This window comes from Bacteroides sp. An19 (assembly GCF_002160215.1).
GTDB classification, from domain to species: Bacteria; Bacteroidota; Bacteroidia; order Bacteroidales; family Bacteroidaceae; genus Phocaeicola; species Phocaeicola intestinalis.
Genome location: NZ_NFKD01000015.1, coordinates 45699 through 71381, shown reverse-complemented (window position 1 = coordinate 71381; position 25683 = coordinate 45699). Strand labels below are relative to the sequence as shown.

The following is a 25683-nucleotide window of genomic DNA, read 5'->3' as shown; positions in this document are numbered from 1 at the left end:
ACCACAACGTCAACATACAGGTTCAACAAAACTATAGCGACTGTCACTATGAATCCAATAGTAACAGTCGCTATCATTATATAGATATTTAATGACTGTAGTTTATCGAATGCTTACTCTGCTTCCACACAAATGGAAGTTGAAACATCCGGAAAGTATATTGACAAAACAAAATGGGGTATCTGACAACTAATGCCATATGCAACATATAGGTTCAACAAAATAATAGCGACTGAAACTATTAGGTTCATAGTGACAGTCGCTATTGTTGTATATAAAGGTTTAAAACTTGTAGTTTATCGAATGCTTACCGCGCTGTAGCAGTTTTGCCTTTAGGGATACTGCTCTAAAGTCGGGTCGTAATTATGGAAATGGGTACGTTGACAAAATAAAATAGGGCATAACTCATTGAGTTACACCCTATTCCCCTATGATTGGTTATCGTTGTTTACTGATACTTACTTCACTTCCTCAAAATCCGCATCCTGCACATTGTCTTTGTTGTTTGTGCTTTGGCTGTTGTTTGCCTGACCAGCGTTAGGACCTGCTTGTGCACCTCCTTGAGCACCTGTCTGTGCGTACATTTCAGCACTTGCGGCTTGGAATGCGGTTTGCAATTCAGCACTTGCGGCATCGATGCCTGCTAAGTCTTGAGCTTTGTGAGCGTCTTTCAACTTCTGCAGAGCAGCTTCGATAGGAGCTTTCTTGTCGGCAGGAATCTTGTCGCCAAGGTCTTTCAACTGATTTTCGGTAGTGAAAATCAAGCTGTCTGCCTGATTCAGCTTATCTACTTTCTCACGTTCTTTCTTATCGGCTTCTGCATTGGCAGATGCTTCGGCTTTCATACGTTCGATTTCTTCTTTGCTCAAGCCAGAGGAAGCTTCGATACGGATAGCCTGTTCCTTGCCGGTAGCCTTATCTTTGGCAGATACTTTCAGAATACCGTTGGCATCGATATCGAATGTAACCTCAATCTGGGGAACACCACGGCGAGCCGGAGCGATACCTGTCAAGTTGAACTGACCGATTGACTTGTTCTGTGCTGCCATCGGACGTTCGCCTTGCAATACGTGGATAGTCACTTCGGTCTGGTTATCGGCTGCCGTAGAGAATACTTCGCTCTTCTTGCACGGGATAGTCGTGTTGGCGTCAATCAGTTTGGTCATGACACCACCCATGGTTTCGATACCCAAGGTCAACGGAGTGACATCCAGCAATACGATGTTGCCTACACCAGCTTCTTTGTTCAATACGGCACCCTGAATAGCTGCACCTACGGCTACTACTTCATCCGGGTTTACACCTTTTGAAGGAACTTTACCGAAGAAGTCTTGAACCAGTTGCTGAACTGCCGGGATACGTGAAGAACCACCTACAAGGATGACTTCGTCGATATCCGAGTTGCTCAAGCCTGCATCGCTCATGGCTTTCTTGCACGGCTCCAGACAAGCCTGGATTAAATCGTGGGTCAATTGTTCGAATTTAGCACGAGTCAATGTCTTAACCAAGTGCTTGGGCACACCGGCTACCGGCATGATGTACGGCAAGTTGATTTCGGTAGATGAAGAAGAAGACAATTCAATCTTTGCTTTTTCAGCTGCCTCTTTCAGACGTTGCATAGCCATCGGGTCAGTAGTCAGGTCGGCACCTTCATCGTTCTTGAATTCTTGAACCAGCCAGTTGATGATAGCTTGGTCGAAGTCGTCACCACCCAGGTGTGTATCACCATTGGTTGCCAATACTTCGAATACGCCGCCACCGAATTCCAGTATTGAAATATCGAATGTACCGCCACCGAGGTCGAACACAGCTACTTTCATGTCCTTGTTGGCTTTGTCGACACCGTATGCCAAAGCGGCTGCTGTCGGTTCGTTGACAATACGTTTCACGTCCAGTCCTGCAATCTGTCCGGCTTCTTTCGTAGCCTGACGTTGTGAGTCTGAGAAGTATGCCGGAACGGTAATAACGGCTTCGGTTACTTCCTGACCCAAATAATCTTCAGCGGTTTTCTTCATCTTCTGAAGAATCATGGCTGAAATTTCTTGCGGAGTGTACAGACGTCCGTCAATGTCTACACGCGGTGTATTATTTTCTCCTCTTGCTACTTGATAAGGAACACGAGAGATTTCTTTCTGAACTTGGTCGTATGTTTCACCCATGAAACGTTTGATAGAATATACTGTACGTTTCGGGTTCGTGATAGCCTGACGCTTAGCGGGGTCGCCCACTTTACGTTCGCCGCCGTCTACGAATGCTACGACTGAAGGAGTGGTGCGTTTGCCTTCGCTGTTGGCAATCACAACCGGTTCGTTACCTTCGAATACTGCTACACATGAGTTTGTAGTTCCTAAGTCAATACCAATAATCTTTCCCATAATTGTATTTTTTTTATTTGTTTGCTAATTAAGTTGATTTTGTAACACCGAAGCGTTACGCTTATTAGTAAACAAATGCTGTGCCAAGCGTAAAAGTCCTTTGTCTTGTTTTGTGTGGACTGACAAAATGTCTGTCGAAACTGACAAGCTAAGTAGATATGCTTAGACAGTGTGTCGGATAGAAGTGCAGATTGTGGCTTTTTCGAACCGGATATCAATGCAGTATTGGCAGGTTGTTACTGTTCGATTTAGACTTTATTAATGCGGAAGTGTCGGGTTTTTCGTTATTTTTGCCCTTTCGTTAGCAAAAGAGTCATGAAATATCTATACCTTATTATATATATAGCAATCGGATGGTTCTTGGGAATAACAGCCGCACAAGCTCAACATCAGATAGTGACCGGACGGTTGGTATTGGAAAACGGGAATCATGAAGAACCTCTTTCATATGCCAACGTGGCGGTTTTTCGTTTACCGGATACGCTCTTGGTGAAAGGTGTGGTTACGGATACCAGTGGACATTTTTGTCTAGACTTCAAGAGAAAAAGTAAAATCGGCTATTTATTGAGGGCTTCATTTACCGGATGTGTTCCTTTGCTGAAAGTACTTGATGAAGTGGGAGATACTATCCGGTTGGGAACGTTGCGGATGCATGATGAAGCTTTACGTCTCTCGGAAGTGGTAGTGACAGCTCCACTTAAACCGATGGAACAGAAGGGGGATACTACCATTTACAATGTAGCGGCATTTCCTACTCCCGAAGGTTCATATTTGGAAGCCTTGGTACGGCGCATCCCTGGGTTGTCGTATGATCCGAAGAGCGGAGAAATGAAATTTAACGGCTATCCTATTCGGCAGATTACGGTAAACAGGAAAGACTTTTTCCGTGGAAACAAAGATGTGGTTCTGGAAAACCTGCCTGTTAGATTTGTCAGCCAGCTGAAAGTGTATGACAAACCGACAGAACAGGAAAAGATTACCGGCATGAAATCGAATGAGAAAAATTATGTGCTCGACTTGCAAACCAAACGGGAGTTTAATGGAACCCTGCTGGCAAATATTGAAGCTGGTTATGGCACGCACAAACGTCGTGATCTGAATGGCAAGATGATGCGTTTTAAAGAGAATGGGGATAATTTTATGGTAAGCGCACGTTCGACTAACCGCAATTCTACCACCGCTGATGAAGACAACATTTCCAATTCGGTCAACCTGAATGTTTCGAAGAATGTGAAAGAAGGATTAAGTCTGTCGGGAAATGTCAATTACATGTATAACCGTGACGGAGGGCAATCAGGGACATATAGTGAACAATACTTGAGTAGTGGTAATCAGTATCTTTTGTCGGAAAATGATCAGTTGGGGAAGAACCAGAATACGAATGGACGTTTCGATATGAACTGGGATATCAGCAAGCAGACCACTCTTATCTTTTCTGCCATGGGAGGTTATGGCGATGATGAAAGCCGGAACGAAAGCCGTACCGCTACTTTCAATGCTCCTCTGGATGCTGATACGAAAGCACCTTTTGCCCATATTGACGAGATAGGCAGGGAGATGTGGATAAACGACAACCGTCAGCAAACTTTGGGGCGAGGCAAACGTTTCAATTATGATTTGCGCCTGGAACTGGTGCAGAAAATCGGCACGAAGGGAGATTTTTTAAGCCTTGATGTCAACCATACTTATCAAAAGAACCGCCAGCATGCTTATACACTTTCTTCTATAGACTATTACCAATTGCAGAATGTGTCGGGAGGTGATTCGCTTTATTATCAGAACCAGTACCGCCATACGCCTCAAAGCTCGATGAATGATGAAGTGCGTTTGGGCTATACACATGCTTTTACCAAGAAATCACATATACAGCTTTCGTACGGATTAGAGAATGATTATGAACGTTTAGACGGTATGACTTATGATTTGTCTCGTCGGGAAACCGGGCATTTTGTCTTAGGTGCTTTGCCGGAAGGATATGAAGTGGATGAGGTGGATAGTCTGCGTACAAGAAGTCATAGTCGTACTCTTGGACATAATCTTTCATTTCGTTACAACTATACGGATGAAGTTTGGGGAATGGTGGCAAGTGTGGACATGACTCCCCAACGCCGTTCTATTGAACAGGCTACGGGCGAACATTATGCTGATACAGTGGTACGTTCGGTAGAATGGCGTTCGCAACTGAGTTTTTCGTACCAGAAAGACGGACGTTTTTTTGTGTTAAGTTATAACGGGAATACTTCGCAGCCTCGGTTGGAAGATATGATGGCACCTACCGATTACAGTTCGCCCTTGTATATTCGCCGGAGCAATCCGCACTTGCGTCCTTCGTACCGGCATTCGATGCATGCGATATTCAACAATTTCCAAAAAGGTTTTATGGCTTCGCTTATGTGGAATCAGACTTTCAACGCGGTGACGCGTGCTACCTATTATGATAGAGAGACAGGAGGACGCGAGACTCTTCCGGTTAATATTAACGGTAATTGGGGGATTATGGGAAACGGGTATTACGACAAGTGCATCAAGCAATTTCATGTGAACATAAATGCTTCGGGAGGATACGACCGCAACGTGAGTTTAATCAATGAAGACGGGACTCAGAATAGCCGGAGTGTGACGGGGGCTACTACATTGAGCAGTAACGTGCGGTTGGCTTACTTGCCGTCGTGGGGCAATATTGATTTGACTGGTACATGGACATTTTACCAATCGAAGAACTCGTTACAGAACCGTAATACGTATACCCGGAACTATACGTGCGGCATAGAAAGTTCGGTTAATTTGCCGTTTCATTTCATGGTAAGTACAGATGCCGGTTATGTATTCCGTAGTGGAACCGGTATGGATGGAAAAAGCGATAATGAACTTTTGTGGAACTTGAAAATTTCGTGGAAGTTCTTGAAAGAGAGGCGAGGAGAATTGTCAGTTTACTGGGCAGATATCCTGAGCCAGCGGAAAAGCTTTACGCGTTATGCCAGTGCTACGGCTTTCAGCGAACGGTATGAAGAACAATTGAGAGGGTATGCCATGGTTTCTTTCATTTATCGTTTCGAGCGTATGAAGTGAAAGAAACGCAGCTTGATGCGGATTGAGGTGGATGCGGTTACGATTTGAGTTTTTTAGATGAATATAGGTGCAATCCACCATGCAATCAACATCAAGCCGTGTTGCAGTCAAGTGATTAGTTGCCCGAAAGCTTTTCACCTGTGTTGCGTGTCAGCGTCAGAATTTCGGTACCATTTTCGTCCAGCAGGGCGAGGGTTTGGTCTTGGCTGGAAGAGAAGCTGTTCACTTTGCTCAGTGCTTCCAGAATCTGACGTTCAGTTTCCATATCAGGGCAAGCCATCATCGTGGAAATCATTTGTGAGAATTTCAACGAGTTATCTTTGCCTTCTTCTTGCGAGAAACTTCCATTGATAACATTACAACCGGCATTGCCGTGTACCCGTTTCTGTTCGATATCGAAAGCTAGGAACGGCGTGTTTTCGGTTTTGCCAAGTTGTGTATTGCCGATGGCACTGACAATCCATTCACCGTTTAGGTCATTGATGGAAAAAGCGGGAAGCTGGCGTTTCTCCAGTGTCATAAGTGCTTTGCCTTCTGCATCGGTCAGGCTTAAGCCCTGGTCTGTTTCGGTGTATCCCGTTACGTTGTCCAATGCTTGCAATACTTTGCTTTCTGTTTCCATATCCGGACACATCATACGGGTCGTTCCTATTTGTCCGAACTGTATCTTCCCCGGATGTAATGAGTCTATCTCGAAACTTCCTGTCATCCGGTTGCATCCGGCATTCCCGTATACTCGTTTTTCTTTCATGTCCAGTCCGATAAATGGTGTGTTGGCAGCATTGATTTTATCGCCGTTTACCGTTACGATGTTCCATTCTCCCGTCAGGTCAATAGGCTGTACGGCTTGTTTGCTACTTTTACATGCACTCATTCCTATGCCTGCACAAAGCAGGACAGCTGCTTTTAAAACTACTTTCTTCATAAATTTTGTCCTTGTTTTAGATAGTTTGCTATTACAAAAATACGGATATACTCGGAATACTGCATGAAGTTTCGGAAAAATTTATATCTTTGCAGGGTGAACGGTAACGTTTACCGGGCATTAAATCTGAAAAATAAGAAATGAGTAAAGTATTGATTATCGGTGCAGGCGGTGTAGGTACCGTGGTTGCACACAAAGTGGCTCAACATCCCGAGGTGTTTACGGAAGTGATGATTGCCAGCCGTACCCAGTCGAAGTGCGATGCAATTGTAAAAGCAATCGGCAATCCCAACATCAAGACCGCTAAGGTAGATGCAGACAATGTAGACGAACTGGTGGCTTTATTCAATGGGTTTAAACCCGAAATCGTTATTAATGTGGCTCTTCCATATCAGGACCTGACGATTATGGAAGCTTGCCTGAAAGCGGGCGTGAATTATCTGGACACGGCAAATTATGAGCCGAAAGACGTGGCTCACTTCGAATATAGCTGGCAATGGGCATATAAGAAACGTTTCGAGGATGCCGGGTTGACCGCTATCTTAGGTTGCGGCTTCGATCCGGGGGTAAGCGGTATATACACGGCATACGCAGCCAAGCATCATTTCGACGAAATCCAGTACTTGGATATCGTAGACTGCAATGCGGGCAACCATCATAAGGCTTTCGCCACCAACTTCAATCCCGAAATCAACATCCGCGAGATTACCCAGAACGGACGTTATTACGAGGACGGGAAGTGGATTACCACCAAGCCGCTGGAAATCCATAAGGATTTGACTTATCCCAATATCGGTCCGCGCGACTCGTATTTGCTTTATCACGAGGAACTGGAGTCGTTGGTGAAGAATTTCCCGACCATCAAGCGTGCCCGCTTCTGGATGACCTTCGGCCAGGAATACCTGACCCACCTGCGTGTGATTCAGGATATCGGCATGGCAAGCATCGAGCCGATTAATTATAACGGAATGGAAATCGTGCCGCTCCAGTTCTTGAAGGCAGTGCTGCCTAATCCGCAAGACCTGGGCGAGAATTACGAAGGCGAAACGTCTATCGGATGCCGCATCCGGGGTATCAAGGACGGTAAGGAGCGTACCTATTATGTATATAACAACTGCTCGCATCAGGAAGCCTACAAGGAAACCGGCATGCAAGGCGTAAGCTATACGACGGGTGTTCCGGCGATGATTGGCGCGATGATGTTCGTGAAAGGCTTGTGGAAGCGTCCGGGTGTATGGAACGTGGAAGAATTCGACCCCGATCCGTTTATGGACGAACTGAACAAGAACGGCTTGCCGTGGCATGAGGTATTCGACGGCGATTTGGAACTGTAATTCAGTGAATAATTAACAATGAATAATTAATTAACGGGATTTGCTTCGTTGTTAGTTATTCATTGGGGATGTCACTATTCATTATTAACTATTCATTATTAATTAAAGAAATGATTGTAGGCGACAAGGCTCCCGATTTATTGGGCGTGGACCAAAACGGGAAAGAAATACATTTGAGCGATTACAAAGGGCGTAAAGTGGTGCTTTATTTCTATCCGAAAGACATGACCTCGGGCTGCACCGCTCAGGCATGCAACCTGCGTGACAATTACGATGAACTGCGCAAGGCAGGTTATGAAGTGGTAGGTGTAAGCATCAACGACCAGAAGTCGCACCAGAAGTTTATTGAGAAAAACCAGCTTCCCTTTACGCTGATTGCTGATACGGAACATAAATTGACCGAGGAATTTGGCGCATGGGGTGAGAAGAGCATGTGCGGCCGCAAGTATATGGGCACGTTCCGTACGACATTTATTATCAACGAAGAAGGTGTCGTAGAGCGTGTCATCTCTCCGAAAGAGGTGAAGACAAAAGACCATGCGGCGCAGATATTAAAATAATCATGAAGGTACGAGGTACCAGTTGACTAGGTACTAGGTTTTAAATAGTTTTGCTTATGTATTTAGAGCCTGGTCAACTAGTATCTGATACCTAGTCAACTAAAAGAATAAGGTATGGCAAAAAAAGATGAATTGGCATTTGAAGGAGGGGTAGAAAGTGCTTCTTCGAAACCGAATAACAGCGAGAAGTTAAAGGCATTGCAGGCTGCAATGGATAAGATAGAAAAAAATTTTGGTAAAGGGTCGATAATGAAAATGGGTGATGACCATGTGGAAGAAGTGGAAGTCATTCCTACCGGCTCTATCGCCTTGAATGCGGCATTGGGGGTAGGAGGTTATCCCAAAGGACGTATTATTGAAATCTACGGACCAGAATCTTCGGGAAAAACGACACTTGCCATCCATGCCATTGCGGAAGCACAAAAGAATGGAGGTATTGCGGCATTTATTGATGCTGAACATGCGTTCGACCGTTTCTATGCGGCAAAGTTGGGAGTAGACATTGACAATCTGTGGATTTCCCAACCGGATAACGGCGAACAGGCATTGGAAATCGCCGAACAGTTGATTCGCTCATCGGCTATCGATATTATTGTTATCGACTCGGTGGCTGCCCTTACTCCGAAGGCAGAGATTGAAGGTGATATGGGCGACAATAAAGTCGGACTGCAGGCACGCTTGATGTCGCAGGCTTTGCGCAAGCTGACTTCGGCTATCAGCAAGACCAATACCACGTGTATTTTCATCAACCAGTTGCGCGAGAAGATAGGCGTAATGTTTGGCAATCCCGAAACTACTACCGGAGGAAATGCCTTGAAGTTTTATGCTTCCGTACGTTTGGATATCCGCCGTATCTCCCAATTGAAAGACGGGGAAGATGTAATCGGAAACCAGGTGCGTGTGAAAGTGGTGAAGAACAAGGTCGCTCCTCCTTTCCGCAAGGCAGAGTTTGACATCATGTTCGGTGAAGGTATCTCGCACAGTGGAGAGATTATCGATTTGGGGTCAGAATTGGGCATTATCAAGAAAAGTGGTTCATGGTATAGCTATAACGATACTAAGTTGGGGCAAGGACGTGATGCTGCCAAGCAGTGTATTCAGGATAATCCCGAACTGGCTGATGAATTGGAAGAGCTTATCTTTTCAGCTTTGAAGGATAAAGAATAATATGAAAATGTCCGCCAGTCTTATTTTGAGAGATAAAAGTTAGATGAAGATTGATTGCGGATATTCAATAGAATAAAATGTAATACCAATATAGAAGGTGGACCGTCATCTTCGGGCAGGGAGGACGGTTTCCCTTTTTTAATCTATCTAATTATGAATATGAAATTGACACATCTGCTTTTTACTGTCGGTGCTTTGCTGTTGGCTGTTGCCGGCAAGGCTCAGAAAGTTTCGGCCGATATACCTTATCGTTTTGCTACGCGGGCAGAAGCACAGATGCTTATTACCGACATAGACCAATATACTAACAGCTGGAACCAGTTCGATATCAATGCGCGCCTTCAGTCCCTAAACGGAAGGAAGTCACAATTATTGACATTGGCTATGGAGTCGACTCGCGAATGGGGCGATGCAGACCGGTCAAAATTGAATAAAGCATTTATGGCAGTAGAGGCGGCTATCAAAAAACAGAAGTTGAAACTTCCTTTTCCTTCCGAAGTGATTTTGTTGAAAACTTCTATGGCAGAAGAAGGAGGAGCGGCTGCTTATACTCGTGAGAATTGGATAGCTATCGGTGAACAGGTTTTGGAAAAAGCGTCAGATAATGATTTGGCACGTCTTATAGCACATGAACTTTTCCATCTTTTGACAAGGGCAGATGTTGCATTCAAGAAAAAGGTTTATTCTGTAATTGGATTTAATGTACTTGACCGTCCGATTGTTTTCCCTGCCGATTTGATGCAAAAACTTATTTCCAATCCGGATGTAAGTTGTCATGACAGTTATGCACCATTTACAATAGATGGTAAGTCAATGAATTGTGCCATGGTGATTTATACCGATAGGGCTTATACAGAGGGTTCTTTAAATCAATATATACAAATAGGGCTTGTACCTTTGAATGAACAATTTATACCTTACCAGCAAAACGGAATAACTACGATTTATGCTCCTGAGCAAGTTTCTGACTTTCAAGAACGGATAGGTAAGAATACAGCGTATGCCATTGATCCGGAAGAAGTATTGGCAGACAATTTTTCTTATGTATTGTTTGGTAAAGCTGATTTGTCCGACCCGCAGTTAGTGGAAAACTTGGCAAAAGCCATGCAGTAAGAAAGTATGTTTGGAGTACAAAGACACGAAAAACACCGTTTTTTCAATGGATAATTGACGTTTTCTCTCGGTGTTTTTCGTGTTTTTATATTCTATTTTTTACATTTTTAGCTGGTAGGTAAAAGTATGTTGTAAAGCAGGGCTGATTATTCTTATTTTTTTGTGAGCGTGCACGGAAATATCCAATTTTTTTTATATCTTGCAAACGTAACCTTTTAAAAAATATAAGATTATGGAAGTACATCATGATGAAGCGCAGAGAAAGTTTTGGGTAGAAGTTGATGGCTATAAGGCAGATATGGCTTATGTATTGGGTAAAGATCATTTGGATATTCGCCATACACTTGTACCGGAAGCGATTGGTGGAAGAGGCATTGCCTCAATGTTGGTGAAAACTGCATACGATTATGCTCGGAATAAGGGTTTAAAGCCCGTTGCTACATGTTCTTATGCTGTACGATGGTTGCAAAGGCATCCTGAATATCAAGGCGAAATCAGCACGGACTATGCAGGAAGTGGTACTTGCGCCTTATAAGAGAAGTAAAGAATAGGGGGCAAAATTCAATTTTTGAAATATGAACTTTCAATTTTAAAAACTGTTTTTGAATTTAGAAGCTGTTTTGAATTTATCGTGCGATGATTTGGGATGAGTTTTTGAGGCATTTTCGCTTCTGTGATGAGGAAGATAGCGGGCTATCTGACGAAGAACAGGAGCGAAAAGGACCAAAAAATCGCCCAAAGCACACACGGAAACGGATACATCAAGCCAAGAAAAACTTTTTGGAGAAATTCAAAACAGCTTCTTATCATGTGCTGGCTGGGATGAGGGAGATTGCAGGTCATTTGGCAAAGAACAGAAGCAAAAAGGAATTAAAAAATCGCCCCAATCACACGAAACATCAAGTTAAAAATATTTTTTGTGAAATTCGGTTTCTAAGATTGTGAGCATTCTAAAGGATAAAAAAGGTCGTATCATTCTTTCTAAATGAAGATTTGATACGACCTTTTTAGGTATCAATATATTTGATTAGTCATTTCGTTTTGACGCACCCTCTCATAATAAAGATTAGCAAACTCTGTGCGAACCGTCACTAATCACTACATCATATACTTTGGGCGAACGTCCGAATTTCTTTTTGAAGCGTTCTTTCGCTGTTGTGATGAATGTTTCGTATAACTCGTTCTTTACAAGATTGATGGTGCAGCCTCCGAAGCCTCCACCCATGACACGCGAACCGGTTACACCGCAATCGAAAGCAATGTCGTTGAGGAAATCCAGTTCTTCACAGCTTACTTCATATAATTTGCTCATGCCGTGATGGGTTTCATACATTTTTTGGCCTACTGTTTCGTAGTCGTTGCGTTCCAACGCATCACATACGTCAAGTACACGTTGGATTTCTTCAATAACATATTCAGCACGCATATAGTCTTCCTGGCTGACTGTTTCTTTCACTTCGTTCAGCATATCCATGTTGCAGTCACGTAGGAATTCTATTTCAGGATGGTTCTTCTTGATGGCAGCTACAACATTCTCGCAACTTTGACGACGTTTGTTATATGCAGATGATGCCAGTTCGTGTTTTACAACTGAGTCTACCAATACCAGGCGATAGCCTTCCGGACGGAACGGATAATATTTATATTCCAATGAGCGGCAGTCTAGACGCATCAGATGACCTTCTTTTCCGAATACAGAAGCAAACTGGTCCATGATACCGCAGTTTACACCGCAATAGTTATGTTCGGTAGCCTGTCCTACTTTTGCCAATTCGAACTTGTCTATCTTATTGTCGCCAAATATTTCGTTCAAGGCAAAGGCAAAAGTTGATTCGAGTGCAGCCGAAGAAGACATGCCAGCACCTAAAGGTACATCGCCTGCAAAAGCGGTATTGAAACCTTTTACATCTACTCCGCGTTTGATCATTTCGCGACATACTCCGAAAATATAACGTGCCCAGCTGGCTTTCGGGGCATCTTCTTCATTCAATCCGAATTCTACATAATCTTTCAGGTCGATGGAATAAGCGTGTACTTTATCCGTACCATTAGGCTTGATTTCGGCTGTGATGCCTTTGTCTACTGCGCCGGGGAATACATATCCGCCATTGTAGTCTGTATGTTCGCCTATCAGATTGATACGTCCCGGAGAAGTATAAATAGCTCCTGTTGTTCCATCGAAATGTTTGATGAAACGACTTCTTACAAAATCTATATCCATGGTAATATAAAAATTAAAGGGTTAATAAAATATGCTGTAATTAAAATCAGTCAACGGGTATGTCTTTGTTTACGTTCTTGCAGCCTATCAGTCCGTAGAATAACAGGTATGCCAGCATGGCGATAATCAACCAGTAGCTTGCCATATAGCCGACTGAATCTGAAATAACCTGCTGAAGGAGTGGGAAGATACCTCCACCTACAACCATCATCATGAAGATACCCGATGCTTGCGCAGTGTATTTGCCCAACCCTTCTACGGCAAGGTTGAAGATTCCTCCCCACATGATGGAAGTGCATAATCCACAAAGTACGAGGAATAAGGCACTCATCGGGACTTTCGGAGTAGCCAGTGAACCTTCGATGTCAGCTTGTGTCAAATTAGCGGCCGACAGCGTTGATTCATACTTTTGAAGGTTTTCTGAAGATGTGTCGGCAAGAATCAGGCTGATTTCGTTTTCTGATACGCCTGCTTCGGTCAAGATTTCAGAAGTTTTGGCAATAGGGTCGTAAACGACTTTCGGTACGTTGATACCTACAGTCTTCGGGATGAATATGGCACACAGAATAAACAGGATAGCTACACTGGATACCGTAATCAATTGGGTACGTGTAGATACCTTGCCGCTGATGATTGTACTCGTAAGACGACCTACCAACATCAGTAACCAGTAAATGGCTGCGATGGCTCCACCGATAGCTGCACCATTGAACAAGATGCCTGCACCTTTGGCCGAAGAGTCTGCAAGGTAGAAATTCAAGGTGCCTGGAATACCGATTTCGATACCTACATATACGAAGATGCCGAATACGCCTAATACGGTGTGGCGGAAACTCCAGGGGCTGTGGCTGAATTTCTCTTCTTTTACGTTTCCTTTGTGTAAGTGGGGTTCAGGAATAGCTACAAACGAAATGGCGATGAAGGAAAGGACAAACACACCCATTGCGATGAAAAGCAGCGGGGTGACATCCGACATGGCTGTTTCAGGCGTGACGGTTCCGATTAATACCCCTACAAATAGCGGAGTCAAGGTTCCCGACAGAGAGTTTAGGGCACCACCGGCTTGAATGAGCTGGTTTCCTTTGTTTCCGCCTCCGCCCAACAGATTCAGCATCGGGTTGACGACGGTATTGAGCATACATACGCAAAAACCGCAGATAAACGCGCCCAGCAGGTAGATGATAAAGTTCAGCTTGATGGCGTATGCACCCATGTTGAATACATCTACATCGGCACCCACCAGGCTGGAAAGATATTGGGTGAACAAGCCTAAGAAACCTACTGCCATTGCTATCAGGGCGGTTTTTTTATAACCTATCTTTACCAGCATGTTTCCCGCCGGGATTCCCATAAACAGGTAAGCAAGGAAGTTCATCATGTTTCCCATCATGCCCAAAGTGTTAGCTCCCGCATATTGATTCTTCCAAATGGTGCCGAAAGGAGCGGCAAGATTGGTAACGAAAGAGATCATCGCAAATAAGAAAAACATCGTGATGATTGCGATGAGATTTCCGTTCTGTTTTTGTTGATTCATGGTTTAATATTAAAAAAGGTTAGTAATACATTAGTTTTCAAGATAAATCTAAGAATTTTCTTAATTGATGGCTTATCAAGCTTCTACTCCGAATTTATACACCGTAACCTGATGATAGGTTTCACCCGGATTCAATACTGCTGACGGGAAATGTGGCTTATTAGGTGTGTCGGGGAAGTGTTGTGCTTCGAAACAGATGGCACTGCGTTCGGGGAAGGTTGCGCCATGCCAGCCTGCAAAGCCGCTTTGCCAGTTTGCCGTATATACTTGCACGCCCGGTTCTGTCGTATATACTTCAAGCGAACGTCCGCTTTGAGGTTCTACGCATTTGGCTGCAAATGCCAATTCACCCACTTCCTTTTTATTGACAATATACGTATGGTCGTATCCCTTGCCGTATATCAATTGTTGGAACGGTTCATTGATACGGCTGCCTACACTATGAGGCATACGAAAATCCATTGGAGTATCAGCAACCTTTAAAATTTCTCCCGTAGGGATAGAATATTCATCTATGGGTACGTAGAAATCGGCATTAAGGGTAAGAATATTGTTTTCTACACTGGGGGTTGGTTTCTCCAGACCCGACAAACTGAAAAATGCATGATGGGTAAGATTAACTAATGTCGTACGGTCGGTCGTAGCTGTGTAGGTAAGGATAAATTCGTTTTCGTTGGTAAACGTGTAAATGACTTGAACTTTCAAGTTGCCGGGGAAGCCTTCTTCACCGTCTTTTGACAGATAACTTAAAGTAAGGCTTTGTTTGCTGGTCTGCTCGGCATCCCATACGCGTGAATGAAAACCTGTGGGACCTCCGTGAAGCGAGTTGGGACCATTGTTTATTGCCAGTTGGTATTCTTCTCCTCCCAGTTGGAATTTACCTTTGGCGATTCGGTTGCCATACCGTCCGATAAGTGTACTTAAGAACGATTCGGGGCTATGGATAACTCCGTCCAGTGTGTCGTGTCCTTGAATCACGTTGGCAAGCTTGCCGTTCTTGTCCGGAACCATAATAGCCACTAAAGCTCCTCCGTAGTTGGTTACTGCCATTTCGGCACCTTTGTCATTCTTCAGAATGAATAAATCAACTTCTTTACCATCGATTGTACGTTGAAAATCGCTTCGCTTTACTCCGCAAAGGTTATTTTCATAATAAAATGTGTTAATCATGTGCTTGAATGTCCTTTCTTTTTGATATTACAACGATAAATGTATGCAAATAAAAAGATTTTATTCAAGATACACAAGCAATTTAGTTAAATATTTCACGAAGTATAACATGTTGCCAATAAATCGGCAACAATAAAGCTACTTCCCCCTATAAAAATGAGGTCTTGGGGGCCGGATTGTGCTAACGCTTCCTTTAAAGCAATTTTAACGTTGGGATAAGCATTGCCTTTCAGTCCGAAGGCTGACGCTTGTTTTTGTACCTCTTCGGCAGGAAGGGCACGTTTTACGCTCGCTTGGGTAAAATAATAGGATGCATCGGTTGGCAATAAGGCTAGTACGCCACGGATGTCTTTATCGTTTACCATGCCGATGACGATACGGAGCCGGTCATAGTGTTGGCGCGAGAGTTGTTCGGCAATGTACCGGATGCCTCCTACGTTATGTCCGGTATCGCATATTACTGTAGGGTGGTTTGCCAAACGTTGCCAGCGTCCTTGCAGTCCGGTCAGCTCGCATACGTGTGCAAAGCCGTTCCGTACATCTGTTTCGCTGAAGCGATAGCCGGTTTGTTTTAGTTGGCGGAGTGCTGAAAGCAGGGTATTGGTGTTTTTTTCCTGGCATAAACCGCCTAGTTCACCTTTCAGGTCAGTATAATCTGCTGTCTGGTAAAGGTAGTTCCCGTTTGCTTCGTGGCTAGCATTGTATAACAGATGTTCTTCTTCGGCAAATATGATGGGGGCATCTACCGATAAAGCTTTGTCCAGAAAAACAGGCTTGGTCTCGGGAGTAGTCTCGCCAATCACTACCGGTGTATGGGGTTTGATAATGCCTGCTTTCTCGCCTGCTATCTGTGCAAGGGTGTTTCCTAGGAATTGTATATGGTCGAAGCTGATGTTGGTGATGACGCATACATCCGGATGGATGATGTTGGTGCAATCCAGCCGTCCGCCTAACCCGACTTCGATGACCGCTACGTCTACCGCTTGCCGGGCGAAATAATGAAAAGCCATGGCGGTGGTCAACTCGAAAAACGACGGATGCAGAGGTTCGAAGAAATGACGGTGTTTTTCCACGAAACCGATGACGAATTCTTCTGGTACGGGCACGCCGTTTATCCGGATTCGTTCGCGGAAATCCGTTAAGTGGGGCGAAGTGTAAAGCCCTACCCGGTAACCTGCCGATTGCAGGATGGCTGCCAATGTGTGCGAACAAGACCCTTTTCCGTTTGTTCCCGCTACATGGATGGTGCGGAATTGCTGGTGCGGATGGCCGAAATATTCGTCTAATGCGTATGTGTTTTCAAGTCCTTCCTTGTATGCGTCTTTGCCTACTTGCTGAAACAAAGGGGCACTATTATATAAATAGGTAAGAGTTTCTTGGTAATTCATCTTTATATAGCAAATTAGTTCCTGGTTTAATACCACCACGGGTAATCATTTTTCCGGCCTTCGATGCCGATACTGAACGAACTGCTTTCGCCCAGTTTGAAGTTAATCATTCCACCAATGCGGTCGGGCGTATAGTTGGGTAGGGGATACCAGTAAGGCATACGGTTGGGCATGAACGATTTGTTGCCGTATGCATAGATGCTGATTTTGTCGGTGAGCCGGTAGGCAGCTACTCCGGCTATACCTACGTTGCGATAGCGTAGGAATCCCCAGTCCATATTAGTAGCATACAGTCCGCCTGCTACGCTCAACCGGTCGGTGACCGGTACGGCATACATAAAGGCAAAATCTTGTCCGAAGCCTACTCCCGATGGGGCATACCGGCTGGGGCTGAATGTGACATTCAGTCCGATGGAAGCATTGAATCCTTTATGCAGCTCCCATGTGGCGTAATTGTAGTCGAAAGGCGTGATGCCATACATGCTGAAAGGGCGGAACGGCGAAGAAAAGCTCACGGGCGATTGCAAAGCTACGCTTAACGTGTCGGCTTGCAATGAGTCGGGTAGGGCACGTACGTCCTGCTTAGCCTGTATGTCAGGTTGTTGTTCGGTTTGCGCTTTTGCCGTGGCAGATAAGCAGATAACCGTTATAAAAACAAACCAACTTCGCTTCATCATAATCACTCCTTTTTTATTTATCAGTTCAAAGATACAGATAATCTGCCAGTAGGAGAAAGACAGAAACGGAGATTAACGGAGATTAACGTAAAATAAATGCGGAATTCATATAACGTAAAACATCCTTTTGTGGAATGTTTTCCAGGCTTTGAGGAGAAGTGTAGCTTGAGCCGATGAGATAGCCGCGTTCCTATACAGCTATCTTCACCGGCCAATGAGTTTATGCTATTCTGGAAAGTATCGGATTAGTCCAGCTCTACCAATTCATATTTCTGGCTTCCGATGCCTAATTGTTCGGCATAGTCGAGGGTGTGCATGCCGTGGCGCGAGTCGATGCGTTCTATCAGGTGGATTTTCCCGTGGTCTTTCGAAGAGCGGACCAGGTCGGTGCAAGCTTTGTCCAATGCGACGGGGTCGAGCGAGGCAAGGATGCCGATGTCGCCCATTTGAGGATCGGCAGGAGAGGAGTCGCAATCGCAATCCACCGAGAGGTTGTTGGCCACGCTGATGTAGAGAATGTTTTCTCCGCAATGGTCGATAACCGCCTTGGCGGCTTCTGCCATGGATTCCAGAAAGTCATCTTGTTCCGGATTGCCCCAGCTGGTCGTGCTGGCACCTGCGGAGTGGATGTTCCGTTTCCCGTTCGACGAGGCGATGCCGATGGAGATGTTCTTGATGGCACCCCCGAATCCTCCCATGGCATGTCCTTTGAAGTGGGAGAGTACAACGGTAAAGTCATAGTTCAGGAAATTTTTCCCTACGATATCCGATTTCAGGTGCTTGCCGCCTGTAACCGGCAATTCCGTTTCGCCTTCGGCATCCATGATGTCCACTGGGGCGATGGCGGTGAAGCCGTGGTCTTTAGCCGCTTGCAGGTGGCTCTGGGTATCTCCGCGCTTGCCTCCGTAGGCGGTATTACATTCTACGATAGTGCCGTTCACTTTCTGCACCAGGTCTTTTATCAATGCGGGCTGAAGGAAGTTGTGTCCGCCCGGTTCGCCGGTGCTGAGCTTTACCGCCACTTTCCCCTTGGCTTCACGCCCTAAGGCTTCGTAGATTTTGACCAAGTTCTCTGAATTGATTTCTTTGTAGAAATACACTTTCGGAAGGTTCTCGCTGCTCTCGGCAGCCTTGTTTTCCGAGGATTGCGCATGTCCGCATCCGACGGTGCTTGCCAGTGTGAATGCCGCGCAGATTAAAGTTTGAAATGTCTTTTTCATGTTTTGTTTTATTTTAGGGTAAATAGAATTCTTTCGTCATATAATGCCTGTAATTGACCCATGTAATGGTATTCGAAAACGAATATATACTGCCTTTGCCGATGCAGTTATCTTCGAAGGCAGTTTCATATATACTGAAACTGCTTTCGAAGTATATATTCGTTTGGAAAGTGATATATCTGGCATAATCCGGACATTTATATGGGATTAGAAATGGATATGGATTCCTCCCAAGAATGTGGCTTTCGGCATGGGATAGCCAGCCATGATTTCGTAGCGTTGTGCCAAGAGGTTCTCGCCGCGCACAAAGAGCGAGGCATACGGGCACAGGCGGTAGCTGGCACGCAGGTTCCAAAGCACGAAGTCCTCGGTACTGGCAGGGCTGACGGAGGTATATAGCCCTTTGATGTACTGGATGCCGGTCGACACGCCCCAGCTTCCTTGCCGGAAGTCGGCGCCGGCATACAGCTTGTGCTCCGGAGCCGAGATGACCGGATGTTCCATGTGCACCCAGCTGTAGTTGGCGTTTACGTTCCATTGACGGTTGATGCGGTAGGTAATGTTCCCTTCCGCTCCCCAGTTCTCGATTTCGCCCGAGTTGACGTTGTGGGGGCGACCGTCTACAGGAGTCGTCATAATCAGGTTGTCTCCGTTGATGTAATAGAGGTTTACGCCGTAGCTCAGGGCACCGTCTAAAAGGTGCTGGGTGTACGAAAGCTCGTAGTTCATCATCCGTTCCGGCTTCAGGTCGGGATTCTGTGGCGGGAACATATACATTTCGCGGATGGTAGGGTTGCGGAAACCTTTGCTCACCATGGCTTTCAGTTCGGCGTTCTTGGGCAGGTGGAAGGCAAGCCCGCCTTGTGGAACCAGTTCGGTGCCTACGTGTGAGTGGTGGTCGACACGTAATCCTACGTTGAGCGAGAGCCATGTTCCGATGTCCTGACGGAAATCGACGTAACCGGCAAACTCGTCTTGCTTCTTGTCTACGCCCGGTGTGCGTGCTCCGTCGGCTATGGCTTCGTTCCACGATTCTCCGCCGAAGTGTTGGTAGTCGAAGCCCAAGGTCAGGCGGTTGCCCGTATAAAGCTCGGCGCTCTGATACCACGACACGCCCATCATCAGGTCTTTCGAGTGGAAGAGGGAGGTTTGCGGCTCTTCGCCGGCATGGTATCCGTCGTTTATCTTGTGTCTTCCCCAGTTGTAGAAGAAGCTCAGTGCGCCCGAAGTCCGTTCGTACCGGTTCTCCAGCATAGCCGAAGCCATTCCTCTTGTAATCCGCGAGTCGTTGTCGAAAAGCCGGTCGGAAACCTCTCCGGGATTGGAAGCGTTGAAGTGGGTCACGTTGACATCTCCCCATAGCTTCCAGTTAGGGTTAAAGTCGTATGCTAATTTGGCATAGCCTCCATATTGCTCGAACGCCATGTCGGGGCGGTGTCCGTCGGTGCGGATATACGATGCCGATACGGTGCTGCTGAACCGTCCTTTCTTCACGCGGTTGGTCGCTTCTGCCTGTGCTGTCCCATACGAGCCGCCTCCTAAATTGATGTCCGTCTTCACGCCGTCTTCCTGCATTTTCCGTGTGACGATGTTGATGACTCCCCCCATGGCATTGGAACCGTAAAGCACCGATGCCGGTCCGCGCAACACTTCCACCCGCTCGGCAAGCATGGTCTGGTAGGCATCGGAAATAGGATGCCCGAAAAGTCCCATGTATTGCGGATGCCCGTCGATGAGCACCAGCATCTGTGCGCTTCCCGACATGCCGCGCAGGCTGATGCCTCCGGCTGCACCGGTAGATACGCCATATCCCATTACGCCCCGGCTGGTAACGAAAAGCCCCGGAACTTGCTCGGTCAGTGCCGGAAGCACGGAAGGCTGGTAACGGTTTTCCAATTGGGCGCGGTTTACTATCGAAATGGTCATGGGAAGGTGGCGGATATCCGTCGCGTTGCGTGTGCCGGTCACTACCGTTTCTTCCAGTATATAGTTGTGCCGCATCTTCAATGAGTCTGTAAGTTCTGTGGCATTAAGAGCCGTCGGAAGCAGGCTGTAAGCCAAGATGGGTAAAATCAGTTTCTGTTTCATCTTTGTTTCGTTTGAATGGTTGTTGTTGTCGATGTGCAAAGATAAAACAGAAAAATGTATCTTTTTTATACATATTACGGATTTTGCAACCCGGATTACGCTTGTGTCTGCTTGTATGTAATTCGCATGATATATAATACTATGGTGGACTTATCATGAACGAAGAAATCTGGGGATTGAATATCCGCAAACATCCCATGTAGAGACAAAATGCGGATATTCATGCCAATCAGGAGTTAAAAGGGAGTTATAGGCAGTTATCGCCCGCAGGGCGGGCTGGGAGTTAGATGCCAATACCTTTTTGCGCCGCTTCTGTAGAGACGATGTGCACATCGTCTCTACTACGTGGCATATACAAAATGCACAAAATAAATACCGCGTGAAGTATAACTTCTGAACGAAGTGATAACTCCTGTGAAACATAACTACGTTTAACTCCTGATTCGCATTATTCATTAAAAAGGAAATATGACCGGGCTTACAGAAATTCTGCGCCAAAAGAGAGAGGGAGCAGGCTTTTGACGCCTTGCAGGCAATAAGTCTCGCGTACACCATACAGCAAAATGCGTATCGGGAGGCTGTAGCGTCGTTCGGTTTCGAGCAATACCTGTCGGCATGCCCCACAGGGAGGAATGGGCGAGTCGAGGAATCCTTGAGTATTTCGGGCAGCTATGGCAAGTGCCTTTACCCCTTGATCGGGATAGTGCGAGTTGGCATAGAACAGGGTAGTGCGTTCGGCACAAGTACCCGAGGGATAAGCAGCATTTTCTTGGTTGGAACCAGTGACGACTGTGCCGTCTTCGAGTAATGCTGCGGCCCCTACGGCAAAATGCGAATAGGGAGCATAGCTTTGGGAGGTAGCTTCTTTGGCAGCATCTATCAGTTGGCGGTCTGCTTCGCTTAGCTCATCGTACGAGCAGGCGCATACGGGGATTTCGATACGGAAATTTCTCATAAGCTTTGTATTTTTGTACAAATAAACAGAAAAAAAAGGAGATTTCCTATCTTGTGTTGCTTTTATTCGTGCGAACACTTATCTTTGCCTTTGGATAAACATAAAAAGGAAATGAAAAACTTAACGTATTGGTTGGTTATGGTGGTCTTGTTGCTTGCTGCAAGCACGGCTTCGGCACAACGGAACAAGGCATACGAGGAATATATCAAGAAATACCGAAGCATAGCGGTGGACGAAATGAAGCATTATCGTATCCCGGCAAGCATTACGCTGGCGCAGGGTCTGCTGGAGTCGGGGGCGGGCAGGAGTCAGCTTGCCCGGAAGTCGAATAACCATTTCGGTATCAAGTGCGGTGGCTCATGGGACGGACGTTCGGTGCGTTATACCGACGATGCACCTAATGAATGTTTCCGTGCTTACAAACACGTAAAGGATTCGTATCGTGACCATTCCAAGTTTTTGCGTTCGGGTGCCCGTTATGCTTTTCTTTTCCGACTCAAGATAACCGATTACAAAGGGTGGGCAAAGGGGTTGAAAAAAGCGGGTTATGCTACTGACCCCAATTATGCCAATCGCCTGATAAACATCATCGAGACCTACGACCTTGACAAGTACGACCGCAAAGGGGGATTGAAATGGGCAGAAGAGTTTCCTAACCCGCACCAGCCTTATCTGGCGAATGAATTGCTTTACGTGATAGCCCGTCCGGGCGATACGTTCAAGAGCATAGCCAAAGAATTTGATCTGAAAAAGAAGAATGTACGCAAGTACAACGAGTTGCCCAAGGACTACACGTTCCGTGGAGGCGAAATTGTCTATCTGGAAGAAAAACGCAAGAAAGCCACCCAGGATCACATCTCTTATGCCGTGAAGCAAGGAGACTCGATGTACACAATCTCGCAGATGTTCGGCATCAAATTGAAGAATCTTTACCAATTGAACGGGATGAAAGAAGATGCTCCTGCTCCAAACGTGGGAGATATTATCTGGTTAAGGTAAAAAGTGTGGGGAATGTCCGCAAATATCCGGAATAATGATGTGCGAAATGAAGTCTATTTTCGTTTTCAAGGGGGAATGGCGGACATTCATATCATTCTTTGTTCTCAGCTGCTCGTAAAATCAAGGAAGTAGCTCCTAAGGTAAAAATGGCTCCGTCTTCCAACCGGACACGATCCTTGGGGCCTAACAAGTCATTCATGACAAAAGTGCCGGTAATGCTGTTATTGTCGCGTAAGGTATACACTATTTGTCCTTGCTTGTCTCGCTTCACATTTAGAATACAATGCCGACGGTCCATGCTTGGGTCATTGGTTTCAATGGGAATATCTACTTCTGTACCTTTCGACCGGCGTCCGATGAGATTGTCACCTTCGTGTAACGGGATTACTTGTTTGTAGCCAAATACATTTTCAATTGCTACAACGTTTCCCCAATCTTTCAATCCTTCTCTTTCGTCAATGACTTCTTCCCGGCGTGTTCCTGCATTTAACTTGGTTTTTCCGATACGGATGGCAAACTGTTTCTTGCATTGATCGCACACAAATACCAACGACTGCCCTTCGCTGTATTTGGTCTCATCAAATTGTATATAATTGTCACACTTAGGACATCTTACTCTTTTCATATTCTTTAGGGCTTTATTTGGAAATGAATATCCATGCTGAAGCAAAGTCTGGTTGTTTCTTCAACTCTTTTATTTTCTGATAGGCATCGGCCTTATTTGCATAGTTAACTAATGAAACACGATAATGGTTTTGCGACACAATCACCTGGGCATCTGCATATCCTTTTTGTTTCAAACCGTTAACCACTTTCTCTGCATCAGCTGCATTGGTAAGGCTTGCCACGATAATGTGGTTGTTGCCCCCATGTTTTTTGGTGGAAATTGTTTTTGGGGTAGTCTGCTGAGCTTTCTCTTTTACGGTCCGGTCATTTTTTTTCGCTGAAACTTTTTTCTCAATACGTGCTTCTACCTTTTCGGTCTTTATGGTAACCGGCTTTAAGGTATTGACATTATTTTTTAATTGTTTCTTTTCGTTTTTCTGTTGATTTGAATTTTGTTCAGAAGTTTTTTGCCGAATAGGAGAGATGACACTTGATGCTGCAGATTGATTCCGGATTGCAGCAAACAGACCTTCCGAGCCCAATGATGCATAATTCGCCTCGTCAATGTAGGTATTCTTTACAGGAACAGAACACAAGAAAAACAACAAGATCGTAGCTGCGACGACCGCTATGCTACGTGTCCAATGCCAAGATGTGGGGTTTGTCTTGTTGGCAGATAGTCGGGGCAACCGTTCTTCTCTTTCCTTTTTTACATTTAATGAAGTGCTGAAAGCCAGTTTTTGAAATGTAAAAGTTTCCAATCCATAAAGGGAAGGAGTGAAAAATCCATTTTCTGCCGGCTCGAATTCATAAACACCATTCATGTTGTAATACAAACTTCCCACCTGTCCCAAGGATACACTGCCTTCTTGATACAGTTTTTCTTTCAATGCATTTACCACATTCTCGATTTTCCGGCTGGCATCCGGGAAATCAGTATTATAGGTCTGCATATAAGATTGCACCAGTAACCCATCATTCATCACTAACTTCGGGTTAAACCCAATGGTACGTACCGGTGGATAAAATTCCCGCATCTCCTTATTATATATAGAAGAACGGTAATGAGCTATAAAGCCTCCCAAGCCTGGAACGATGACACAATCGTTCTCTAACAGCAATACTTCAATATGTTTAGCTAATTCAATCATACTGCAAATATAAGATTTTTTTCTGTTATTTTATGTGACTTGAGTAATTTGTTATACATTTGTGGCAAGAAATGAAATAAAAACCAAGAAAACACAGCATAAGAAAATGAGAAAAGTATTATTGGCAGCACTTTTCGCGTTTTTAGTTACAGCCTGTGCAGAGAACAGAAACAAACAGGATGGACAGGCCCAAAACGAACGCAACCAACTTGCTAAACAGCAATTACAAGGTATCTGGGTAGACGAGAACACAGAGTTGCCGATGTTGAAAATAGCTGGTGACAGTATCTATCTTGCTAGCCAGGTTAATACTCCGTTTCGTTTCAGTATTTCAGGAGATACGCTTATTGCGCATAGTTCTGAAAGGGTGACTTATCGTATTACCAAGCTTGAGCCACATGTATTTCAATTCTATACGTCGCAGGGTGATTTGATTACTCTTCATAAATCAGATACTGATACAATACCATTTGGTTATCAGACGGTTATTGAACCGGTACAAAAGGAAGTTATCGAAAAAGATTCAGTATTCTTTTATCAAGGGAACCGCTATAGGGGATATGCCTATATCAATCCTTCCAGTAAAAAAGTATATCATCCGGTAGTAACGGAAGAAGGGATGATTGTTGATAATGTGTATTTTGATAACATTATTCATATTTGTGTGTTTCAGGGCAAACAAAGGTTGTATGCCAAAGATATTAATAAAGAGATGTTTGAAAATATCATACCTGCCGATTTCTTAAAAATGGCCATTCTTTCCGACATGAGTTTTATGGGGGTTGATTCTGACGGATATCATTATCAGGCTACAGTCAGTATGCCCGATGAATTGTCGTGTTATTATGTGACTATTTTGATCGACAGGCAAAACAATATATCCTTTAAATTGAAAGAATAGCTTTTATCTCTCAGATGGTTAGGCTCTTTTACAGATCGCAGAAACTGTTTTGAATTTCCTCAGAAAGTTTTTCTTGGCTTGATGCATTCGTTTTCGTGTGTGCTTGGGGCGATTTTTGGGTTCTTTCCGCTGCTCTTCGTCAGATAGCCCGCTATCTTCCTCATAGTAGAGATGCAAGATTTTGCGCCTCTGCAAGAAATCATCCCCAGTCAGCACACGATAAATTCAAA

At 45.0% G+C, this 25683-nt stretch carries 21 protein-coding genes and 2 pseudogenes; 9 read left to right on the top strand and 14 right to left on the bottom strand.

What is annotated here, in order from left to right:
- Positions 1 to 458 precede the first annotated feature (458 nt).
- Positions 459 to 2375: a molecular chaperone DnaK gene (gene dnaK / locus B5F25_RS08360; protein WP_087248899.1), complete on the bottom strand. Its 1917-nt coding sequence runs from the start codon at positions 2373 to 2375 to the stop codon at positions 459 to 461.
- Positions 2376 to 2690: 315 nt separating this feature from the next.
- Between dnaK and B5F25_RS08355 the strand changes: the two genes are divergently transcribed.
- The gene (locus tag B5F25_RS08355; protein WP_087248897.1) at positions 2691 to 5444 is read left to right on the top strand and encodes an outer membrane beta-barrel protein; all 2754 of its coding nucleotides are present in this window, start codon (positions 2691 to 2693) and stop codon (positions 5442 to 5444) included.
- Between the two features lie 115 nt (positions 5445 to 5559).
- On the opposite strand, the gene B5F25_RS08350 is transcribed toward B5F25_RS08355, so the two are convergent.
- Positions 5560 to 6369, bottom strand: a complete 810-nt coding sequence (locus B5F25_RS08350; protein ID WP_087248895.1) for an META domain-containing protein — start codon at positions 6367 to 6369, stop codon at positions 5560 to 5562.
- Between the two features lie 140 nt (positions 6370 to 6509).
- On the opposite strand from B5F25_RS08350, the gene B5F25_RS08345 reads away from it, so the two are divergent.
- The 6 genes from B5F25_RS08345 to B5F25_RS21620 all read left to right on the top strand — a co-directional run bounded on the left by B5F25_RS08345 (position 6510) and on the right by B5F25_RS21620 (position 11488).
- Positions 6510 to 7703: a saccharopine dehydrogenase family protein gene (locus tag B5F25_RS08345; protein ID WP_013617571.1), complete on the top strand. Its 1194-nt coding sequence runs from the start codon at positions 6510 to 6512 to the stop codon at positions 7701 to 7703.
- Positions 7704 to 7813: 110 nt separating this feature from the next.
- Complete coding sequence (gene bcp, locus B5F25_RS08340) at positions 7814 to 8263, top strand: thioredoxin-dependent thiol peroxidase (protein ID WP_013617570.1); 450 nt, start codon at positions 7814 to 7816, stop codon at positions 8261 to 8263.
- 114 nt (positions 8264 to 8377) lie between these two features.
- Entirely contained in the window at positions 8378 to 9430 is a 1053-nt protein-coding gene (gene recA / locus B5F25_RS08335; RefSeq protein WP_022038606.1) for a recombinase RecA, read from the top strand.
- Between the two features lie 153 nt (positions 9431 to 9583).
- Complete coding sequence (locus B5F25_RS08330; protein WP_239414119.1) at positions 9584 to 10543, top strand: hypothetical protein; 960 nt, start codon at positions 9584 to 9586, stop codon at positions 10541 to 10543.
- Positions 10544 to 10775: 232 nt separating this feature from the next.
- Positions 10776 to 11078 (top strand): GNAT family N-acetyltransferase, encoded by a 303-nt coding sequence (locus tag B5F25_RS08325; RefSeq protein WP_087248893.1) that lies wholly within the window; start codon positions 10776 to 10778, stop codon positions 11076 to 11078.
- Between the two features lie 101 nt (positions 11079 to 11179).
- Positions 11180 to 11488 (top strand): hypothetical protein, encoded by a 309-nt coding sequence (locus B5F25_RS21620; RefSeq protein WP_158100108.1) that lies wholly within the window; start codon positions 11180 to 11182, stop codon positions 11486 to 11488.
- Between the two features lie 121 nt (positions 11489 to 11609).
- Here the strand turns inward: B5F25_RS21620 and galK are convergent, their stop codons facing one another.
- The 9 genes and pseudogenes from galK to B5F25_RS08285 form a co-directional block, all read right to left on the bottom strand.
- Positions 11610 to 12764 carry a galactokinase gene (galK, locus tag B5F25_RS08320; protein WP_022039158.1) on the bottom strand — a complete coding sequence of 385 codons (1155 nt, stop codon included), beginning with the start codon at positions 12762 to 12764 and terminating at the stop codon, positions 11610 to 11612.
- Between the two features lie 46 nt (positions 12765 to 12810).
- Positions 12811 to 13104, bottom strand: a pseudogene (locus B5F25_RS22725) (MFS transporter); the annotation flags it as partial.
- A gap of 180 nt (positions 13105 to 13284) precedes the next feature.
- A pseudogene (locus B5F25_RS08315) lies at positions 13285 to 14298 on the bottom strand (MFS transporter); the annotation flags it as partial.
- Positions 14299 to 14373: 75 nt separating this feature from the next.
- A complete protein-coding gene (locus B5F25_RS08310; RefSeq protein WP_087248889.1) occupies positions 14374 to 15468 on the bottom strand; it encodes an aldose epimerase family protein in 1095 nt (364 codons plus the stop codon).
- Between the two features lie 95 nt (positions 15469 to 15563).
- Entirely contained in the window at positions 15564 to 16856 is a 1293-nt protein-coding gene (locus tag B5F25_RS08305; RefSeq protein ID WP_087248905.1) for a folylpolyglutamate synthase/dihydrofolate synthase family protein, read from the bottom strand.
- A gap of 26 nt (positions 16857 to 16882) precedes the next feature.
- Positions 16883 to 17533 (bottom strand): hypothetical protein, encoded by a 651-nt coding sequence (locus tag B5F25_RS08300; protein WP_239414120.1) that lies wholly within the window; start codon positions 17531 to 17533, stop codon positions 16883 to 16885.
- 245 nt (positions 17534 to 17778) lie between these two features.
- A complete protein-coding gene (locus B5F25_RS08295; protein WP_087248887.1) occupies positions 17779 to 18753 on the bottom strand; it encodes a DUF362 domain-containing protein in 975 nt (324 codons plus the stop codon).
- Positions 18754 to 18960: 207 nt separating this feature from the next.
- Positions 18961 to 20841, bottom strand: coding sequence for a TonB-dependent receptor (locus B5F25_RS08290; protein WP_087248903.1), 1881 nt, complete (start codon positions 20839 to 20841; stop codon positions 18961 to 18963).
- Between the two features lie 478 nt (positions 20842 to 21319).
- Positions 21320 to 21796, bottom strand: coding sequence for a cytidine deaminase (locus tag B5F25_RS08285; RefSeq protein WP_087211715.1), 477 nt, complete (start codon positions 21794 to 21796; stop codon positions 21320 to 21322).
- Positions 21797 to 21907: 111 nt separating this feature from the next.
- Here B5F25_RS08285 and B5F25_RS08280 point away from each other — a divergent pair, with 111 nt between their 5' ends.
- On the top strand, positions 21908 to 22795 hold the full coding sequence (locus tag B5F25_RS08280; protein ID WP_087211712.1) for a glucosaminidase domain-containing protein: 888 nt from the start codon (positions 21908 to 21910) through the stop codon (positions 22793 to 22795).
- A 91-nt stretch (positions 22796 to 22886) separates the two neighbouring features.
- Here the strand turns inward: B5F25_RS08280 and B5F25_RS08275 are convergent, their stop codons facing one another.
- The gene (locus tag B5F25_RS08275; protein ID WP_022039167.1) at positions 22887 to 23420 is read right to left on the bottom strand and encodes an FHA domain-containing protein; all 534 of its coding nucleotides are present in this window, start codon (positions 23418 to 23420) and stop codon (positions 22887 to 22889) included.
- Between the two features lie 13 nt (positions 23421 to 23433).
- A complete protein-coding gene (locus B5F25_RS08270) occupies positions 23434 to 24552 on the bottom strand; it encodes an SPOR domain-containing protein (RefSeq protein ID WP_022039168.1) in 1119 nt (372 codons plus the stop codon).
- A gap of 61 nt (positions 24553 to 24613) precedes the next feature.
- Here B5F25_RS08270 and B5F25_RS08265 point away from each other — a divergent pair, with 61 nt between their 5' ends.
- Positions 24614 to 25453: a DUF4738 domain-containing protein gene (locus B5F25_RS08265; RefSeq protein ID WP_241148261.1), complete on the top strand. Its 840-nt coding sequence runs from the start codon at positions 24614 to 24616 to the stop codon at positions 25451 to 25453.
- An 18-nt stretch (positions 25454 to 25471) separates the two neighbouring features.
- Here the strand turns inward: B5F25_RS08265 and B5F25_RS21615 are convergent, their stop codons facing one another.
- On the bottom strand, positions 25472 to 25669 hold the full coding sequence (locus B5F25_RS21615) for a hypothetical protein (RefSeq protein ID WP_162614378.1): 198 nt from the start codon (positions 25667 to 25669) through the stop codon (positions 25472 to 25474).
- Positions 25670 to 25683: the final 14 nt, after the last annotated feature.

What these genes read in the sequence shown, in the direction of transcription:
- B5F25_RS08355 (WP_087248897.1), top strand. Translation starts at nt 2,691, where the DNA reads ATGAAATATCTATACCTTATTATATATATAGCAATCGGATGGTTCTTG.
- B5F25_RS08280 (WP_087211712.1), top strand. Translation starts at nt 21,908, where the DNA reads ATGAAAAACTTAACGTATTGGTTGGTTATGGTGGTCTTGTTGCTTGCT.
- B5F25_RS08295 (WP_087248887.1), bottom strand. Translation starts at nt 18,753, where the DNA reads ATGAAAAAGACATTTCAAACTTTAATCTGCGCGGCATTCACACTGGCA.
- B5F25_RS21620 (WP_158100108.1), top strand. Translation starts at nt 11,180, where the DNA reads ATGATTTGGGATGAGTTTTTGAGGCATTTTCGCTTCTGTGATGAGGAA.
- B5F25_RS08330 (WP_239414119.1), top strand. Translation starts at nt 9,584, where the DNA reads ATGAATATGAAATTGACACATCTGCTTTTTACTGTCGGTGCTTTGCTG.
- galK (WP_022039158.1), bottom strand. Translation starts at nt 12,764, where the DNA reads ATGGATATAGATTTTGTAAGAAGTCGTTTCATCAAACATTTCGATGGA.
- B5F25_RS08325 (WP_087248893.1), top strand. Translation starts at nt 10,776, where the DNA reads ATGGAAGTACATCATGATGAAGCGCAGAGAAAGTTTTGGGTAGAAGTT.
- B5F25_RS08290 (WP_087248903.1), bottom strand. Translation starts at nt 20,841, where the DNA reads ATGAAACAGAAACTGATTTTACCCATCTTGGCTTACAGCCTGCTTCCG.
- B5F25_RS08270 (WP_022039168.1), bottom strand. Translation starts at nt 24,552, where the DNA reads ATGATTGAATTAGCTAAACATATTGAAGTATTGCTGTTAGAGAACGAT.
- B5F25_RS08310 (WP_087248889.1), bottom strand. Translation starts at nt 15,468, where the DNA reads ATGATTAACACATTTTATTATGAAAATAACCTTTGCGGAGTAAAGCGA.
- dnaK (WP_087248899.1), bottom strand. Translation starts at nt 2,375, where the DNA reads ATGGGAAAGATTATTGGTATTGACTTAGGAACTACAAACTCATGTGTA.
- B5F25_RS08350 (WP_087248895.1), bottom strand. Translation starts at nt 6,369, where the DNA reads ATGAAGAAAGTAGTTTTAAAAGCAGCTGTCCTGCTTTGTGCAGGCATA.
- recA (WP_022038606.1), top strand. Translation starts at nt 8,378, where the DNA reads ATGGCAAAAAAAGATGAATTGGCATTTGAAGGAGGGGTAGAAAGTGCT.
- bcp (WP_013617570.1), top strand. Translation starts at nt 7,814, where the DNA reads ATGATTGTAGGCGACAAGGCTCCCGATTTATTGGGCGTGGACCAAAAC.
- B5F25_RS08285 (WP_087211715.1), bottom strand. Translation starts at nt 21,796, where the DNA reads ATGAGAAATTTCCGTATCGAAATCCCCGTATGCGCCTGCTCGTACGAT.
- B5F25_RS08300 (WP_239414120.1), bottom strand. Translation starts at nt 17,533, where the DNA reads ATGATGAAGCGAAGTTGGTTTGTTTTTATAACGGTTATCTGCTTATCT.
- B5F25_RS08275 (WP_022039167.1), bottom strand. Translation starts at nt 23,420, where the DNA reads ATGAAAAGAGTAAGATGTCCTAAGTGTGACAATTATATACAATTTGAT.
- B5F25_RS08305 (WP_087248905.1), bottom strand. Translation starts at nt 16,856, where the DNA reads ATGAATTACCAAGAAACTCTTACCTATTTATATAATAGTGCCCCTTTG.
- B5F25_RS08345 (WP_013617571.1), top strand. Translation starts at nt 6,510, where the DNA reads ATGAGTAAAGTATTGATTATCGGTGCAGGCGGTGTAGGTACCGTGGTT.